Origin of the sequence: Pseudomonas sp. RIT-562, assembly GCF_026241895.1 — a bacterium.
In the GTDB taxonomy this organism is placed as follows: Bacteria; Pseudomonadota; Gammaproteobacteria; order Pseudomonadales; family Pseudomonadaceae; genus Aquipseudomonas; species Aquipseudomonas mandelii_F.
On record NZ_JAPJIV010000023.1, the window covers coordinates 17,860 to 32,518 of the forward strand.

The window sequence follows — 14,659 nt, forward strand, 5'->3', positions numbered from 1 at the left end:
ATGACTGCTGGACTCTACAGCGCCGGGCTGTACATCCCGGAACTGGGCCACCTGGCCATGATCCTGGCGCTGTGTTTTGCCCTGGTTCAGTCCGTGGTGCCATTGCTCGGCGCCTGGCGCGGCGATCGCTTGTGGATGAGCCTCGCGCAACCGGCGGCCTGGGGACAGTTCGCGTTCCTGTTGTTTGCCTTTGGTTGCCTGACGTATGCGTTCATGGCGGACGACTTCTCCGTGGAGTACGTCGCCAGCAACTCCAACAGCGCCTTGCCGTGGTACTACAAGTTCAGCGCCGTGTGGGGCGCGCACGAAGGTTCGTTGCTGCTGTGGGCATTGATCCTGGGCGGCTGGACCTTTGCCGTGTCGGTATTCTCAAGACAGCTGCCGCAAGTGATGCTGGCCCGGGTACTGGCAATCATGGGCATGATCAGTACCGGTTTCCTGCTGTTCCTGATCCTGACGTCAAACCCGTTCGCGCGCATTCTGCCGCAGATCCCTACCGACGGCCGCGACCTCAATCCGCTGCTGCAGGACATCGGCCTGATCGTTCACCCGCCGATGCTCTACATGGGTTATGTGGGCTTCTCCGTGGCGTTCGCGTTTGCCATTGCCGCGTTGCTCGGCGGTCGTCTTGATGCAGCGTGGGCGCGCTGGTCGCGTCCGTGGACCATCGTCGCCTGGGCGTTCCTCGGTATCGGCATCACCCTCGGTTCGTGGTGGGCCTACTACGAACTCGGCTGGGGTGGCTGGTGGTTCTGGGACCCGGTGGAGAACGCCTCCTTCATGCCTTGGCTGGTCGGCACCGCGTTGATTCACTCATTGGCCGTCACGGAAAAACGTGGCGTGTTCAAAAGTTGGACCGTACTGCTGGCGATTGCCGCGTTCTCCTTGAGCCTGCTGGGTACCTTCCTGGTGCGCTCCGGCGTGCTGACCTCGGTGCATGCGTTTGCCTCCGATCCGGAGCGCGGCGTGTTCATCCTGATCTTCCTGCTATTCGTGGTCGGTGGTTCGCTGACCTTGTTCGCCCTGCGCGCGCCAGTGGTGAAGAGTCATGTAGGTTTCAACCTCTGGTCCAGGGAAACCCTGCTGCTGGGCAACAACCTGGTGCTGGTGGTTGCAGCTTCGATGATCCTGCTTGGCACCTTGTATCCGTTGATCCTGGACGCCATGACCGGCGCCAAGCTGTCGGTTGGCCCGCCGTACTTCAACGCGCTGTTCATCCCGCTGATGGCACTGCTGATGGTGGTGATGGCGGTCGGCATGCTGGTGCGCTGGAAAGACACCCCGGTCAAATGGCTGGTGGGCATGCTCACCCCGGTATTGCTCGGCAGTGCTGCCCTGGCGGTGATCGCCGGTGTCGCCTATGGCGATTTCAACTGGGCCGTCATCGCGACTTTCATGCTTGCCGCCTGGGTATTGCTGGCCGGCGTGCGCGACATCTTCGACAAGACTCGTCACAAGGGGCTGATCAAAGGCCTGCCGACCCTCACTCGCAGCTACTGGGGCATGCAGCTCGCGCATTTGGGCATCGCCGTGTGCGCCCTGGGCGTCGTGCTGTCGAGCCAGAACAGTGCCGAGCGCGACCTGCGCCTGGCGCCGGGTGAATCCATGAGCCTGGGCGGTTACCAGTTTGTGTTCGAAGGTGCCAAACACTTCGAAGGCCCGAACTTCACCTCCGACAAGGGCACCGTTCGGGTGATCAAGGATGGCCAGGAAATCAGCGTGCTGCACCCGGAAAAACGCCTCTATACCGTGCAGAACTCAGTCATGACCGAGGCCGGGATCGATGCCGGTTTCACCCGTGACCTCTACGTCGCCCTCGGCGAACCCCTGGGCGAAGGCGCCTGGGCCGTACGCGTGCACGTCAAGCCGTTCGTGCGCTGGATCTGGTTCGGCGGCTTGCTCACCGGTTTCGGCGGTTTGCTGGCGGCGCTGGATCGGCGTTATCGGGTCAAGGTCAAAAGCCGCGTGCGTGAAGCACTGGGCATGTCGGGAGCCACTGCATGAGACGTTGGTTGATGTTGCTGCCGCTGGCGATTTTCCTGGTGGTGGCGGTGTTTCTGTACCGCGGGTTGTATCTGGACCCGGCCGAGTTGCCGTCGGCGATGATCAACAAACCGTTCCCGGAGTTCTCCCTGCCTGCCGTGCAGGGTGACAAGACGCTGACCCGGGCGGACATCCTTGGCAAGCCGGCGCTGGTCAACGTCTGGGGCACATGGTGCATTTCCTGCCGGGTCGAGCACCCGGTCCTGAACAAGCTGGCCGAGCAGGGCGTGGTGATCTACGGCATCAACTACAAGGACGTCAACGCAGATGCCTTGAAGTGGCTGGCGGAGTTCCACAACCCTTATCAGCTGGATATCCGCGACGACGAAGGCACCCTGGGCCTGAACCTAGGAGTCTACGGTGCTCCGGAGACTTTCTTCATCGACGCCAAGGGCATCATCCGCGACAAGTTCGTCGGGGTTATCGACGAACAGGTCTGGCGCGAAAAACTGGCCGCCAAGTATCAGGCGCTGGTCGACGAGGCCAAGCCATGAAGCGCTGGATTGCCGCCGCAGTACTGGGCTTGAGCATGGCCGGCGTGGCCCATGCAGCCATCGACACCTACGAGTTCGCCAAGGAAGGTGATCGCGAGCGTTTTCGCGAGCTGACCAAGGAACTGCGTTGCCCCAAGTGCCAGAACCAGGACATCGCCGACTCCAATGCGCCGATTGCCGCAGATCTGCGCAAAGAGATTTTCCGCATGCTCGGCGAGGGCAAGGACAATCAGCAGATCATCGACTTCATGGTCGATCGTTACGGTGATTTCGTCCGCTACAAACCGGCACTCAATGCCAAGACTGCACTGCTCTGGTTCGGCCCCGCCGGCTTATTGCTGGGTGGTTTCGTGATCATTGCCGTGATAGTTCGCCGTCGCCGCGTCCTGCGCACCGATAGCCCGGACTCGCTCTCCCTGGATGAGCGCGAGCGCCTCGACCACCTGTTGGATAAAACCAAGAATGATTGATTTCTGGCTCGCTGCAGGCCTGCTGCTTCTGGTTGCCCTGAGTTTTCTGCTGATCCCTGTTTTGCGTGGCCGTCGCGCCCAGCTCGAAGAGGATCGTACTGCCCTGAACGTCGCGCTGTATCAGGAGCGCGTGGCTGAGTTGCAAACCCAGCAGGAAGAGGGCGTGCTCAACGCCGCGCAAATGGACACCGGTCGTGCCGAAGCGGCCCGTGAACTGCTGGCCGACACCGAAGGCGTCGCGGCACCGCGTGTATCGCGCCTGGGCAAACCCTTGCCGCTGTTGGCGGCGATTCTGGTGCCGGTGCTGGGCCTTGGTCTGTACCTGCATTTCGGTGCCAGCGACAAAGTCGAGCTGACCCGTGAATTTGCCCAGGCTCCACAGTCCATGGAAGAGATGACCCTGCGCCTGGAGCGCGCGGTCGCGGCTCAGCCCGATTCCGCAGAAGGTTTGTACTTCCTGGGTCGTACCTACATGGCCCAGGACCGTCCTGGCGATGCGGCAAAGATGTTCGAACGCACAGTGGCTTTGGCCGGTCGTCAACCTGAGCTGCTCGGCCAGTGGGCGCAAGCGCAATACTTCGCCGACGGCAAGAAATGGTCGGACAAGGTCCAGGGCTTGACCGACGAAGCCTTGAAGGCCGATCCGAAAGAAGTCACCAGCCTGGGGCTGCTGGGCATCGCGGCCTTCGAGGGCGAGCGTTACCAGGAGGCCATCGACTATTGGAATCGGCTGCTGGCGCAATTGCCGCCAGAGGACAAGTCCCGTGCAGCGTTGCAAGGCGGTATCGCCCGGGCCAGTGAGAAACTCGAAGCTGGCGGCGGCAAAGTCGCCCAGGCGCCGGTGGTCAAGGCGGCACTGCTGAAGGTCACCGTCGATCTTGCTCCCGAGTTGAAGGCCAAGGTTCTGCCGGGTGACAGTGTGTTCATCTTCGCTCGCGCCACCTCCGGCCCTCCGGCACCGCTGGCAGCCAAGCGCCTGACCGTTGCCGACTTGCCGGCGAGCGTTGAACTGGGCGATGCCGATGCAATGATGCCGCAGTTGAAACTGTCCAACTTCCCTGAAGTCCAACTGGTTGCGCGAGTCTCCCGTGCCGGCCAACCGACTGCCGGCGAGTGGATCGGACGTAGCCAGCCTTTGGCCAGCAGCACCGCCGCGCCACAACAACTGACCATCGACAGTCCGGATAAATAACAGGAACCGCTTATGACCGCCTTCGCCCGTATCACCCTGCTCAGTATGGTCCTGGGGTTAAGCGCTTGTGCGGTCCAGCGGCCCGAGCCAGCGCCGCTGCCGCCGATCCCGCCATCGCAGCCCAAGCCCACGCCTTCTACGGCGCCGACGCCGAGCAAGCCGAGCGTGCCGGCGAAACCCGCCAAGCCGGTACCCCGCACTTCGGCGAGCTTCGCGCCGCCGCCGGGTGGCAACAGCCATTGGGATGCCAAGCTTGGCGTATATGTGCTCGATGACCAGACCAATACCTTCTACCGCCAGCGCACCTATTATCGCTGGAACAACGGCTGGAGCCGCTCCATCAGCCCGAATGGTCCATGGGAAGACACTGACATCCATGGCGTGCCCAGCGGTTTGGGTCGGCAGTTCAAGTGACGCAAAGGCGACCTCAGGGTCGCCTTCTTGATTGCCGAACGTTTACCCAATCCTGCGAAAAGTGAAGAGAGTGAATTGATGTCAGGCAGGTTGATCTATCTCATCGGACCTTCAGGTTCGGGCAAGGACAGCCTGCTGGATGCCGCACGAACGCGGTTGACCGAACGTAACTGCCGCATCGTGCGGCGGGTGATTACCCGCTCGGCTGAAGCGCTGGGAGAGTTGGCGCGGGGCGTGAGCCTCGATGAATTCACCCAGCTCGAAGCCCAGGGCGAATTCGCCTTGAGCTGGCGCGCCAACGGGTTGTGTTATGGCATTCCCCGTGAGATCGACGATTGGCTGGCTGCTGGGTACAACGTGCTGGTCAATGGCTCCCGCGGACACCTGCCAGCCACGCGGCAGCGTTATCCGGATTTGCTTGTCCTGTTGCTGACCGTGGAGCAGAGCGTTCTGCGCGAGCGCTTGCTGGCGCGGGGGCGCGAATCAGTCGAAGAGATCCGGGCCCGGCTGGCTCGCAATGCGTGGTTCAGTGAGCAGGTATTGGCGGAACACGATCCGACGCTGTGTGTCATCGATAATTCGGGGGCGCTGGAGGATACGGTGGAGTGCTTGTTGAGGTGTGTTGATGGGGAGTCGACCCGCGGCTAGGACTAAGGCAGTGCCATGAATGTGTTCGTTAGTTCGCCACATCTTTCAAAGAATTGCCGAATAGCGGGCCAAAGTTTTACTCGACTGGACCAAGCCGAGGCGTAATAGAAGATCTAGGTAACTAACAACCTCCATTGGCGGCATTCTCAACTGCTTTCGTTGGCGTTGAGCTGCGGCAATCACGGCCGCACTGTCCAGTCCGAATAAATTGCATACGAACTCGTCCGGATGCTGAGCTTCAATTCCGAATGAATCCAGAGCTTCGCGAGGGAAGTCTTTGGTATTGAATGTGACTATGACGCTCGCGTTGCAACGGATGGCGGCGGCCAGCACATGTCGGTCATCGACGTCCGGCAGGGACAACCCGCCAATCAAATTTTCATAACCCGTCACACACGCGTCGGGTAGTGCCTGATCCATCAGACTCGATGTTCGATCTAATTGCTCTGCAGTCAGATCCGGGCGGTTTTTCAGCAGATTGCGTTTCCATTCCCCGTGTATCTCCGCGGACCATTTAGCTCTGAAGCATCCGGAGAGAGCGAGCCACATCAAAAAATCTCTCAGGGGCGCGGGATACAACACGCAGGCATCATATAAAGCAGTAAAAGAGGATTGCCTCACTCGTATCCTATCCTTAGCGCCTGTGCCTGTTCTGCGAGAAGCGCCATTGCCTGTTCGCTGGCTGCATTACGCTGGGATTTATATTCCATCAAATGTTCAAAACGCACACGTCGGTGCTTGCCTGTTTTGTGGTAGGACAATTCGCCGGATTCAAGCAGTTTAATCAGGTGTGGCCGTGAGACGTTGAGCAGGTCAGCCGCCTCTTGTGTGGTCAACTCCGCGTGAACCGGAACGACCTTGACGGCATTGCCTGCTGCAAGCTCAGCCAAAATATCGACCAGCAAACGCAGTGCAGAGGTGGGAAGTTCCACGCTATGGGCCATGTTTTGCTCGTCGAAAATCTGAATGTGCTGAGTGTCAAAACCCGTCGCGATAAAAGCTGCCAAGGCGCGTTGACCTTCGATGGCAGCCTGCACTTCGCGTTCGATAGGGAGAGATATTGGCGGATAGGTGATAGCTGACATGGTATTTACCAAACTCTTGGATTAGAAGAATGCAACCTATACGAAATAATCGAAAATCGCAATAAACGAAACTCGGGCTTTCTCGCTCGAATTGATCACACGCTGCAAAACACTCGGGCGTGAACATTCGAATCTTTGTGCTTGAATAAAGATAACCCCAGGGTTATCTTTATTTCGTTGTAGCAAGGAGGCTGGCGGTGCAGAGCAGATTATTGATCAAGGAGCTGGAAGAGGCGGGCTGGGTGCTGGATCGGGTCACTGGCAGTCATCACGTCTTCACTCACCGCTATAACCCATACACGATTCCCGTGCCGCACCCGAAAAAGGATTTGCCGGTGGGCACGGTCAAAAGCATCAGGAGGCGCGCCGGGCTCGACTACCCGACCGCCAGTTACGCAGGAGATCCATAATGCAATATCCAATCTGTATCGAGTGGGGCGACGAGAACACCGCCATCGGTATTCAGATCCCCGATATTCCTGGCGCCGTTACGGCTGGGGATACGTTTGAAGATGCTTACAACGCGGCCGTCGAGATTGCCCACATCATGCTGCACGAGATTGCCGGCGGCGGGGATCCGATTCCAATGCCCACCTCTGCGGCCTTGCACCGCGGCAATCCCGACTTCGCAGACATGGGGTGGGGCATGCTGGAGTTGGATATCTCGCCCTACATGGGCAAGACCGAGAAGGTTAACGTGACGCTGCCCGGGTATGTCATCCAGCGCATCGATCGTTATGTGCGCGACCATAACATCAAGAGCCGCTCGTCTTTTCTGGCCGACGCGGCGATGGAGAAGCTGGTTCGTCACTGAGCCGTTTTTTCTACGCGGGCGGATTGGCAGGTTCGCCCGCGAAGCGTAGAGCCGTTATGCGCTGGCGAGTGAACGCTTCTCTGAAACACTCAGGAACCGCAACAACGCCAACACCGGGAACGCGCTGCCGACAATCACGATCCACAACCAGCCGCCGTGTTCGTACACCGCACTCGCCACGGAAGAGCCGAACGCGCCGCCGATGAAGATGCTGGTCATGTACAAGGCGTTCAGGCGACTGCGACTCTTGGCATCCAGGGCATAAACCGCACGTTGCCCCAGCACCATGTTCATCTGCACGCAGAAATCCAGCACCACGCCGGTCACCGCCAAGCCTATGACGCTGTAGAGCGGGTGGATGAAGGCAGGCAGGAAACTCAGGCTGGCGAACACCAGGGCCAGCAGTGAAGCAATGCGCGTGTGCCCGGCATCGGCCAGCCGTCCGGCAATTGGCGCTGCGATGGCACCGATAGCGCCGACCAGGGCGAAGATCGCGATCTGGGTTTGTGACAATCCGTGATTGCGCGTCAGTTCCAGCGGCACAGCAGTCCAGAACAGACTGAAGGTCGCGAACATGCAGCCCTGGTAGAACGCGCGCTGACGCAGCACTGGCTGTTCACGCAGCAGCGTCCACAACGAGCCGAGCAGTTGTGCGTAAGACGCGCTGTGATCAGGCTTGCGCTTGGGGATGGTCAGGGCCAGTACGATGCTGATTGCTGCCATCAATACGGCGGCGATTATGAACATCGCGCGCCAGCCAAAGTGGTCCGCGATCACGCTGGAGACTGGCCGCGCCAACAGAATCCCCAGCAACAAACCGCCCATGATCCCCCCGACGACGCGCCCACGGGACTCCTCCGGGGCCAAGTGTGCGGCAAGGGGAATAAGGATTTGCACTGACACCGAACTGAAACCCACCAGCAACGAGATCAGCAGGAACACGTTCGGCTGATCGGTAAACGCCGCGCCCAGCAGGCTGGCAATGGCCACCAGGGTGGTGATGATCATCAGCCGGCGATTTTCCAGCAGGTCGCCCAGCGGAACCAGGAAGAACAGGCCCAGCGCGTAGCCAATCTGCGTCAGCGAAACAATCAGGCTGGCCATGGTGCTGTTCAGGCCGATATCCGGCGCGATCAGGCCGATGATCGGCTGGGCGTAGTAGATGTTCGCCACGATGGCTCCGCAGCAAAAGGCAAATAGCAGCACCATGCCTCGGGTCATTGTCGCGGTGCCATGAGGCACTGGGTTTGCTGGAGTCATGGGATGTCTCGTTGAGCAATTGGGGAATGCGTGCAGGCTAAGGCGCGAGGGTGGAGGGCGGAAGCCGGTTCGGATTGATAGTGATCATTGGCTTGAGGAATGAATGGGGCGATCAGCGTGCCTGTGAGGTGCCGATGATACATTTACTTACATCCGCACTCATAGCGAACAGGGCGACTCTATCGCGGGCAAGCCAACTCCAATCGCGATGTCCAATGAATATGAGAGCGGTCTATACGTAGGAGTGAGCCTGCTCGCGATGGAGGTCAACGATTACGCGGGTAGCCTGAATGAATGTGGTGTTCTTCAGCTATTCGCGACCAGGCTCGCTCCTACAGGAATCTGGGGCGGGCATGAGTTCATGCTGCCCGTCCTGTGGGTTACAGGCAGCAGAACACCCACAAAAAAGGCGACCGCAAAGGTCGCCTTTTTCGTTACCACTCAGCGATCACTTGTCGCCATAAATCTGGTCAAAAACCCCACCATCATTAAAGTGGGTTTTCTGCACGGTGCGCCAGTCACCGAAGGTTTTCTCTACCGAAAGGAAATCCACTTTCGGGAAGCGATCGGTGTACTTGGCCAAGACTGCCGGGTCACGCGGGCGCAGGTAGTTGGCTGCGGCGATTTCCTGGCCTTCTGGAGACCACAGGTATTTCAGGTACTCCTCGGCGGCCGCGCGGGTGCCTTTTTTCTCGACGACTTTGTCGACCACCGACACTGGCGGCTCGGCTTCGGCGGAGACGCTTGGGTAGATGACTTCGAACTGGTCGCGGCCAAACTCGCGGGCGATCATTTCCGCTTCGTTTTCGAAAGTAACCAGTACGTCGCCGATCTGGTTGGTCATGAAGGTGGTAGTGGCAGCGCGGCCGCCAGTGTCGAGCACTGGTGCCTGCTTGAACAGCTTGCCGACGAAGTCCTTGGCCTTGTTCTCGTCACCTCCGTTTTTCAGCACATAACCCCAGGCCGACAGGTAGGTGTAGCGGCCGTTACCGGAAGTCTTCGGGTTCGGCACTATCACTTGCACGCCATCCTTGAGCAAGTCTGGCCAATCTTTCAGGGCTTTCGGGTTGCCTTTACGCACGATGAACACAGTGGCCGAGGTGAAGGGCGCGCTGTTGTTCGGCAGGCGGGTGACCCAGTTATCGGGGACCAGTTTGCCATTGTCTGCCAAGGCGTTGATGTCGGTCGCCATGTTCATGGTGATGACGTCAGCGGGCAGGCCGTCGATCACCGAGCGCGCCTGTTTGCTGGAGCCGCCGAACGACATCTGCAAGGTGATGTTCTCGTTGTGCTCGGCTTGCCAATGCTTCTGGAAGGCAGTGTTGTAGTCCTTGTAGAAATCGCGCATCACGTCGTAGGAAACGTTGAGCAGGGTCGGTGCGGCGTGGGCCACGCTGGTCAGGGCCAGGCCGGCGGCGAGTAGTGAGGCGCCAAAGAGTTTTTTCACTGCGAATTCCTTGTTCTGGATATTGTGTTCTAAGGTTTTTGAGCAAAATCGAGGCAATTTGCCAGCGACTATAACGGCACCGGCATAGTCCTTTAAAGATTAAAAAGCTCTTTGCTTATTCCAATTTTTTGAACAGTGCGTTGCCACATCGAGAGCAAAATGCGGCCCCGTGTTCGTGACTGTTCTTGCGGCAAACCGGGCAGTCGTGTTGCAACTGCTCACCGCGCATGGCGTTGGCCAGTTCGGCGGTAAATATCCCGGTGGGCACGGCGATGATCGAGTAACCCGTGATCATTACCAGTGACGAAATCACTTGGCCCAGCGGGGTCTTCGGCACGATGTCGCCAAAGCCTACCGTTGTCAGCGTGACAATCGCCCAATAGATGCCTTTGGGAATGCTGGTAAAGCCATGTTCCGGCCCTTCGACCACGTACATGAGCGTGCCGAACACCGTCACCAGGGTGCAGACGCTGACCAGGAACACCACGATCTTCTGCTTGCTGCCCCGCAGCGCCGACATCAGGTAGTTGGCTTGCTTGAGGTACGGGCTGAGCTTGAGCACACGGAAGATCCGCAGCATGCGGATGATGCGGATGATCAGCAGGTACTGCGCGTCGGCGTAGTACAGCGCGATGATGCCGGGCACGATCGCTAGCAAATCCACCAGCCCGTAAAAGCTGAATGCGTAACGCAACGGCTTGGGAGAACAGTACAGCCGCAAGCCGTACTCGATGGCGAAAATAACCGTGAAGCCCCACTCGATATACGCCAGCACGTTGGCGTAGTTCTGATGGACGCGGTCGATACTGTCGAGCATCACAATCACGATGCTGGCCAGGATGATCAACAGCAGAATGCCGTCGAAGCGCCGTCCGGCTTTGGTGTCGCTTTGGAAAACCATGACGTAAAGCTCTTCACGCCAGTTTTTGCTGCTGTCCATGGATACCGCCTGAACCAATGATCAGCGAAGCCTAGGTTGATTCTCCTCCAGAGCGCAAGGCGTATGGGTGACAGTGGCCTTGCCGAGCATTTGCACAATCGTGCGGATCAGCCAGCAGGCGAGGATGAAAGGCGCCGTCAGCGTGGGCAGGCCGATGGCGGCGAACACCGGCGTCAGCAGCAGCGCCGCTGCGATACCGAGCAGCGGCAACCAAGGTTTCTGGCCTGGCGAACTGAAGGCGAGGGCGGCGAGCACGGCGTTGTAACCACCGAGGCCGATCAATGCACTGTAAAAGTCGTGATGCAGCATGCTCCAGCCCATGCCTGCGACAGAGGCCAGCATCGCCCAGCAGAAAGCACGGCGATCTGCGATGAGCAAGCCCGCGGCAATCATTGCACCGGCTAACGGATGACCGAGGAACATCACCTGGCCCAGGCCTTTGAAGGGGGCAGCGAGTACGTTCTGCGGATTGATTTCGATCAGGTGCGCAGTGGTCGAGGGCGTGGCAAAGCACAGCAGCACCCAGCCCAGGCCGACGAAGGGCGCCGTGTAGGCGGGCATGTATTGGCTGAACCGTACGCGCTTGAGCCACTGTTGTGTGAGCATCGCACTCAGGCCCCCGGCGGCAATGATCAGCGGTGGCAGCAACGCGGACCAGGGGAAATACAGGCTCAGCAATAAACCGAGCAGCACGCCGTTGTAGCTGAACAGTCCGGCCTGGCGGTCAGCCTTGGCGTAGCCGCGGCGCTGGGCTGTGAGCAAGCCGGCAACCCCGCCCAGCAGTGCTCCGCCGAGCAGCACCGGCGCGGTAAAAAGGATGGCCAGCAGGCACAGCAAGCCAAACAGCGGGTGGCGCTGGAGGAAAATCTGGCTGAAGCCGTTGAGCAGGGCAGTCGCCCAATCGGGGCAGTGGGTGTTGAAGTGGTTGGCAGGCATTTTTATTCAGTGTGTCAGATGGACCGAGTTGGCTGCTTCGCGAGCAAGCCCGCTCCCACAGTGGATTTGTGGTGTTCACATATCCATTGGCTGAGCAGAGATCAGTGTGGGAGCGGGCTTGCTCGCGAAGAGGTCAGTACAGGCGCTAGATCAACGTCTCAATACGCAACGAGTTAGTCGACCCAGGCTGTCCAAACGGCACACCCGCAGTAATCAGCAAGGTATCGCCACGCTCAGCCATGCCCTGGGCCTGCGCGATCTCCAGCGCTGTCGAGCACACTTCATCCACCTGCCGCAGCCGGTCATTGACCACCGAGTGCACGCCCCACGCCACGGTCAAGCGGCGGGCGGCCTGCAGGTTTGGCGTCAGGTTGAGGATCGGCACCGTCGGCCGCTCCCGCGCCGCGCGCAGGCTCGACGCCCCCGATTCGCTGTAGTTGACCAGCACTGCCACCGGCAGCACGTTGCTGATACGCCGGATGGCGCAGCTGATCGCGTCGGAAACCGTAGCCTCGGCTTTTGGCCGGCTGACATCCAGTTGCGTCTGGTAGTCCGGGCCGTTTTCCACCTGGCGGATAATCTTGCTCATCATCTGCACGGCTTCCAGCGGGTATTCACCGGACGCGGTCTCCGCCGAGAGCATGACCGCATCAGCCCCTTCAGCCACGGCGTTGGCGACATCGGTCACCTCAGCGCGGGTCGGCGCAGGCGAGAAGCGCATCGATTCGAGCATCTGCGTGGCCACCACCACCGGTTTGCCGAGCTGGCGGCAGGTGCTGATGATGTTTTTCTGAATCTGCGGCACGCTTTCGGCTGGCACTTCCACGCCAAGATCGCCGCGAGCGACCATGATCGCATCGCTCAATTCGGCGATTTCGCGCAGCTGGGTAACGGCCGACGGCTTCTCGATCTTTGCCATCAGGAACGCCCTGTCGCCAATCAGTGACCGTGCCTCGCGGATGTCTTCCGGGCGTTGCACAAACGACAGCGCCACCCAGTCCACGCCCAGCTCCAGGCCGAAGCTCAAGTCACGGCGGTCCTTCGCGGTCAGCGGGCTCAATTCCAGCACCGCTTGCGGCACGTTCACGCCTTTGCGGTCCGACAGTTCGCCGCCATTGAGCACCGTGGTGTCGATGGCGTCGGCGTACTTGGTCACTACTCGCAGGCGCAGCTTGCCGTCGTCGAGCAGCAGGTCCATGCCCGGCTCCAGCGCGGCGATGATTTCCGGGTGGGGCAGGTTGACTCGACGTTCATCGCCCGGTGTTGCATCCAGGTCCAGGCGCAGGGCCTGGCCACGCACCAGTTGCACTTTGCCTTCGGCGAATTTGCCCACCCGCAGTTTCGGCCCCTGCAGGTCCATCAGGATGCCCAGGGGGTAGTTCAGCTGGCGTTCGACTTCACGGATCCACTGGTAGCGCTGAGCGTGATCGGCGTGATCGCCATGGCTGAAGTTCAGGCGAAAGATATTGACCCCGGCCTCCACCAGCTCTCGGATGTCGTCGATTCCGTCGGTGGCGGGACCGAGGGTGGCGAGGATTTTAACCTTCTTGTCAGGCGTCATTTTTAGGGCTCTCGAGAATCAGGATGGCGCGGAAATCGTTGACGTTGGTACGGGTCGGCTCGGTGACGATCAAGGCGTCCAGCGCCTGGAAATAACCGTAGCCATTGTTGTTGTCGAGCTCATCACTGGCGCTCAGGCCCAGGGCTGCAGCGCGGGCGTAGCTGTCCGGGGTCATGATGGCGCCGGCATTGTCCTCGGAACCATCGATGCCATCGGTATCGCCGGCCAGGGCGTAGACGCCGGGCAGGCCCTTGAGGCTGTCGGTCAGGCTGAGAAGGAATTCCGCATTGCGTCCGCCACGGCCATTGCCGCGCACGGTCACGGTGGTTTCGCCACCGGACAGAATCACGCACGGCGCGGGCAGGGGTTGACCGTGCAGCACGACTTGCCGAGCGATGCCGGCGTGCACCTTTGCTACTTCCCGGGATTCGCCCTCCAGGTCGCCGAGGATCAGCGGGCTGAAACCGGCCTGGCGGGCTTTGACTGCGGCCGCTTCCAGCGACTGCTGGGGCCGGGCGATCAGCTGGAAATGGCTGCGAGCCAGGCTCGGGTCATCGGGTTTGACGGTTTCTGATTCCGGGTTTTGCAGCCACTCACGCACGGACGCAGGCACTTCAATGGCATAACGCTTGAGGATCGCCAGGGCTTCGGCACTGGTGCTTGGGTCGGCCACGGTGGGGCCGGATGCGATGACCGTGGCGAGATCGCCCGGCACATCGGAAATGGCGTAGGTATAAACAGTTGCAGGCCAGCAGGCCTTGCCGAGACGGCCACCCTTGATCGCCGAGAGGTGCTTGCGCACGCAGTTCATCTCGCCGATAGTGGCGCCGGATTTGAGCAGGGCTTTATTGATTGACTGCTTGTCGGCCAGGGTAATGCCAGCTGCGGGCAGGGCGAGCAGAGCCGAACCTCCGCCGGAAAGCAGGAAGATCACGCGGTCGTCTTCGGTCAGGTTGCTGACCAGCTCCAGCACGCGTTTGGCCACAGCCAGGCCAGCGGCATCGGGCACCGGGTGGGCGGCTTCGACCACTTCGATTTTTTCGCAAGGTGCGCCGTGACCGTAACGGGTCACCACCAGGCCGGAGACTTCGCCCTGCCAGCAGCGCTCGACCACTTGAGCCATGGCGGCAGCGGCTTTACCCGCGCCGATTACGATCACCCGGCCTGTGCGATCACGTGGCAGATAAGCTTCGAGAACTTGTTGCGGATGGGCCGCGTCGATGGCGGTGGCGAACAGGTCGCGAAGAAATTGTTGCGGATCGACCGACATGGCAGGCTCCCGGAATTCTTGTTATTTGAAGGGCAACTCGGTTCCTTGTGGGAGCGGGCTTGCTCGCGAAGGCGTCGGCACAGTC

Annotated in this window: 16 protein-coding genes; 8 read left to right on the forward strand and 8 right to left on the reverse strand. The window is 60.1% G+C overall.

The window, feature by feature from the left end; all coding sequences use genetic code 11:
- The 6 genes from ORL50_RS23290 (at position 1) to phnN (ending at position 5,261) form a co-directional block, all read left to right on the forward strand.
- Positions 1-2,004 (forward strand): heme lyase CcmF/NrfE family subunit, encoded by a 2,004-nt coding sequence (locus ORL50_RS23290; protein ID WP_266018384.1) that lies wholly within the window; start codon positions 1-3, stop codon positions 2,002-2,004.
- Positions 2,001-2,537, forward strand: a complete 537-nt coding sequence (locus ORL50_RS23295) for a DsbE family thiol:disulfide interchange protein (protein ID WP_266018385.1) — start codon at positions 2,001-2,003, stop codon at positions 2,535-2,537. Before ORL50_RS23290 ends, ORL50_RS23295 begins: the two co-directional genes overlap by 4 nt.
- A complete protein-coding gene (locus tag ORL50_RS23300; RefSeq protein ID WP_266018387.1) occupies positions 2,534-3,007 on the forward strand; it encodes a cytochrome c-type biogenesis protein in 474 nt (157 codons plus the stop codon). The genes ORL50_RS23295 and ORL50_RS23300 overlap by 4 nt, the downstream gene beginning before the upstream one ends.
- Positions 3,000-4,199, forward strand: a complete 1,200-nt coding sequence (ccmI, locus tag ORL50_RS23305) for a c-type cytochrome biogenesis protein CcmI (RefSeq protein WP_266018388.1) — start codon at positions 3,000-3,002, stop codon at positions 4,197-4,199. Before ORL50_RS23300 ends, ccmI begins: the two co-directional genes overlap by 8 nt.
- Before the next feature lie 12 nt (positions 4,200-4,211).
- Complete coding sequence (locus tag ORL50_RS23310; RefSeq protein ID WP_266018389.1) at positions 4,212-4,613, forward strand: hypothetical protein; 402 nt, start codon at positions 4,212-4,214, stop codon at positions 4,611-4,613.
- Positions 4,614-4,691: 78 nt separating this feature from the next.
- A complete protein-coding gene (gene phnN, locus ORL50_RS23315; RefSeq protein ID WP_266018390.1) occupies positions 4,692-5,261 on the forward strand; it encodes a phosphonate metabolism protein/1,5-bisphosphokinase (PRPP-forming) PhnN in 570 nt (189 codons plus the stop codon).
- 45 nt (positions 5,262-5,306) lie between these two features.
- Here the strand turns inward: phnN and ORL50_RS23320 are convergent, their stop codons facing one another.
- Positions 5,307-5,882: a PIN domain-containing protein gene (locus ORL50_RS23320; protein ID WP_266018392.1), complete on the reverse strand. Its 576-nt coding sequence runs from the start codon at positions 5,880-5,882 to the stop codon at positions 5,307-5,309.
- Entirely contained in the window at positions 5,879-6,346 is a 468-nt protein-coding gene (locus ORL50_RS23325) for a helix-turn-helix domain-containing protein (RefSeq protein WP_266018394.1), read from the reverse strand. Before ORL50_RS23325 ends, ORL50_RS23320 begins: the two co-directional genes overlap by 4 nt.
- 197 nt (positions 6,347-6,543) lie before the next feature.
- Here ORL50_RS23325 and ORL50_RS23330 point away from each other — a divergent pair, with 197 nt between their 5' ends.
- Positions 6,544-6,756, forward strand: a complete 213-nt coding sequence (locus tag ORL50_RS23330) for a type II toxin-antitoxin system HicA family toxin (RefSeq protein WP_266018396.1) — start codon at positions 6,544-6,546, stop codon at positions 6,754-6,756.
- On the forward strand, positions 6,756-7,160 hold the full coding sequence (locus tag ORL50_RS23335; RefSeq protein ID WP_266018397.1) for a type II toxin-antitoxin system HicB family antitoxin: 405 nt from the start codon (positions 6,756-6,758) through the stop codon (positions 7,158-7,160). Before ORL50_RS23330 ends, ORL50_RS23335 begins: the two co-directional genes overlap by 1 nt.
- Positions 7,161-7,214: 54 nt before the next feature.
- Here the strand turns inward: ORL50_RS23335 and ORL50_RS23340 are convergent, their stop codons facing one another.
- The 6 genes from ORL50_RS23340 to ORL50_RS23365 form a co-directional block, all read right to left on the reverse strand.
- On the reverse strand, positions 7,215-8,420 hold the full coding sequence (locus tag ORL50_RS23340; protein ID WP_266018398.1) for an MFS transporter: 1,206 nt from the start codon (positions 8,418-8,420) through the stop codon (positions 7,215-7,217).
- Positions 8,421-8,868: 448 nt separating this feature from the next.
- Entirely contained in the window at positions 8,869-9,867 is a 999-nt protein-coding gene (locus ORL50_RS23345) for a sulfate ABC transporter substrate-binding protein (protein WP_266018400.1), read from the reverse strand.
- Positions 9,868-9,982: 115 nt separating this feature from the next.
- Entirely contained in the window at positions 9,983-10,807 is an 825-nt protein-coding gene (locus ORL50_RS23350) for an ion transporter (protein WP_266018401.1), read from the reverse strand.
- 21 nt (positions 10,808-10,828) lie between these two features.
- On the reverse strand, positions 10,829-11,743 hold the full coding sequence (locus tag ORL50_RS23355; protein WP_266018402.1) for an urea transporter: 915 nt from the start codon (positions 11,741-11,743) through the stop codon (positions 10,829-10,831).
- 145 nt (positions 11,744-11,888) lie between these two features.
- Positions 11,889-13,304 (reverse strand): pyruvate kinase, encoded by a 1,416-nt coding sequence (gene pyk, locus ORL50_RS23360; RefSeq protein WP_266018403.1) that lies wholly within the window; start codon positions 13,302-13,304, stop codon positions 11,889-11,891.
- Positions 13,294-14,574: a glycerate kinase type-2 family protein gene (locus tag ORL50_RS23365; protein ID WP_266018404.1), complete on the reverse strand. Its 1,281-nt coding sequence runs from the start codon at positions 14,572-14,574 to the stop codon at positions 13,294-13,296. The genes pyk and ORL50_RS23365 overlap by 11 nt, the downstream gene beginning before the upstream one ends.
- Between the last annotated feature and the right edge of the window lie 85 nt (positions 14,575-14,659).

What these genes read in the sequence shown, in the direction of transcription:
- ORL50_RS23290 (WP_266018384.1), top strand. Translation starts at nt 1, where the DNA reads ATGACTGCTGGACTCTACAGCGCCGGGCTGTACATCCCGGAACTGGGC.
- ORL50_RS23295 (WP_266018385.1), top strand. Translation starts at nt 2,001, where the DNA reads ATGAGACGTTGGTTGATGTTGCTGCCGCTGGCGATTTTCCTGGTGGTG.
- ORL50_RS23300 (WP_266018387.1), top strand. Translation starts at nt 2,534, where the DNA reads ATGAAGCGCTGGATTGCCGCCGCAGTACTGGGCTTGAGCATGGCCGGC.
- ccmI (WP_266018388.1), top strand. Translation starts at nt 3,000, where the DNA reads ATGATTGATTTCTGGCTCGCTGCAGGCCTGCTGCTTCTGGTTGCCCTG.
- ORL50_RS23310 (WP_266018389.1), top strand. Translation starts at nt 4,212, where the DNA reads ATGACCGCCTTCGCCCGTATCACCCTGCTCAGTATGGTCCTGGGGTTA.
- phnN (WP_266018390.1), top strand. Translation starts at nt 4,692, where the DNA reads ATGTCAGGCAGGTTGATCTATCTCATCGGACCTTCAGGTTCGGGCAAG.
- ORL50_RS23325 (WP_266018394.1), bottom strand. Translation starts at nt 6,346, where the DNA reads ATGTCAGCTATCACCTATCCGCCAATATCTCTCCCTATCGAACGCGAA.
- ORL50_RS23335 (WP_266018397.1), top strand. Translation starts at nt 6,756, where the DNA reads ATGCAATATCCAATCTGTATCGAGTGGGGCGACGAGAACACCGCCATC.
- ORL50_RS23340 (WP_266018398.1), bottom strand. Translation starts at nt 8,420, where the DNA reads ATGACTCCAGCAAACCCAGTGCCTCATGGCACCGCGACAATGACCCGA.
- ORL50_RS23350 (WP_266018401.1), bottom strand. Translation starts at nt 10,807, where the DNA reads ATGGACAGCAGCAAAAACTGGCGTGAAGAGCTTTACGTCATGGTTTTC.
- ORL50_RS23355 (WP_266018402.1), bottom strand. Translation starts at nt 11,743, where the DNA reads ATGCCTGCCAACCACTTCAACACCCACTGCCCCGATTGGGCGACTGCC.
- pyk (WP_266018403.1), bottom strand. Translation starts at nt 13,304, where the DNA reads ATGACGCCTGACAAGAAGGTTAAAATCCTCGCCACCCTCGGTCCCGCC.
- ORL50_RS23365 (WP_266018404.1), bottom strand. Translation starts at nt 14,574, where the DNA reads ATGTCGGTCGATCCGCAACAATTTCTTCGCGACCTGTTCGCCACCGCC.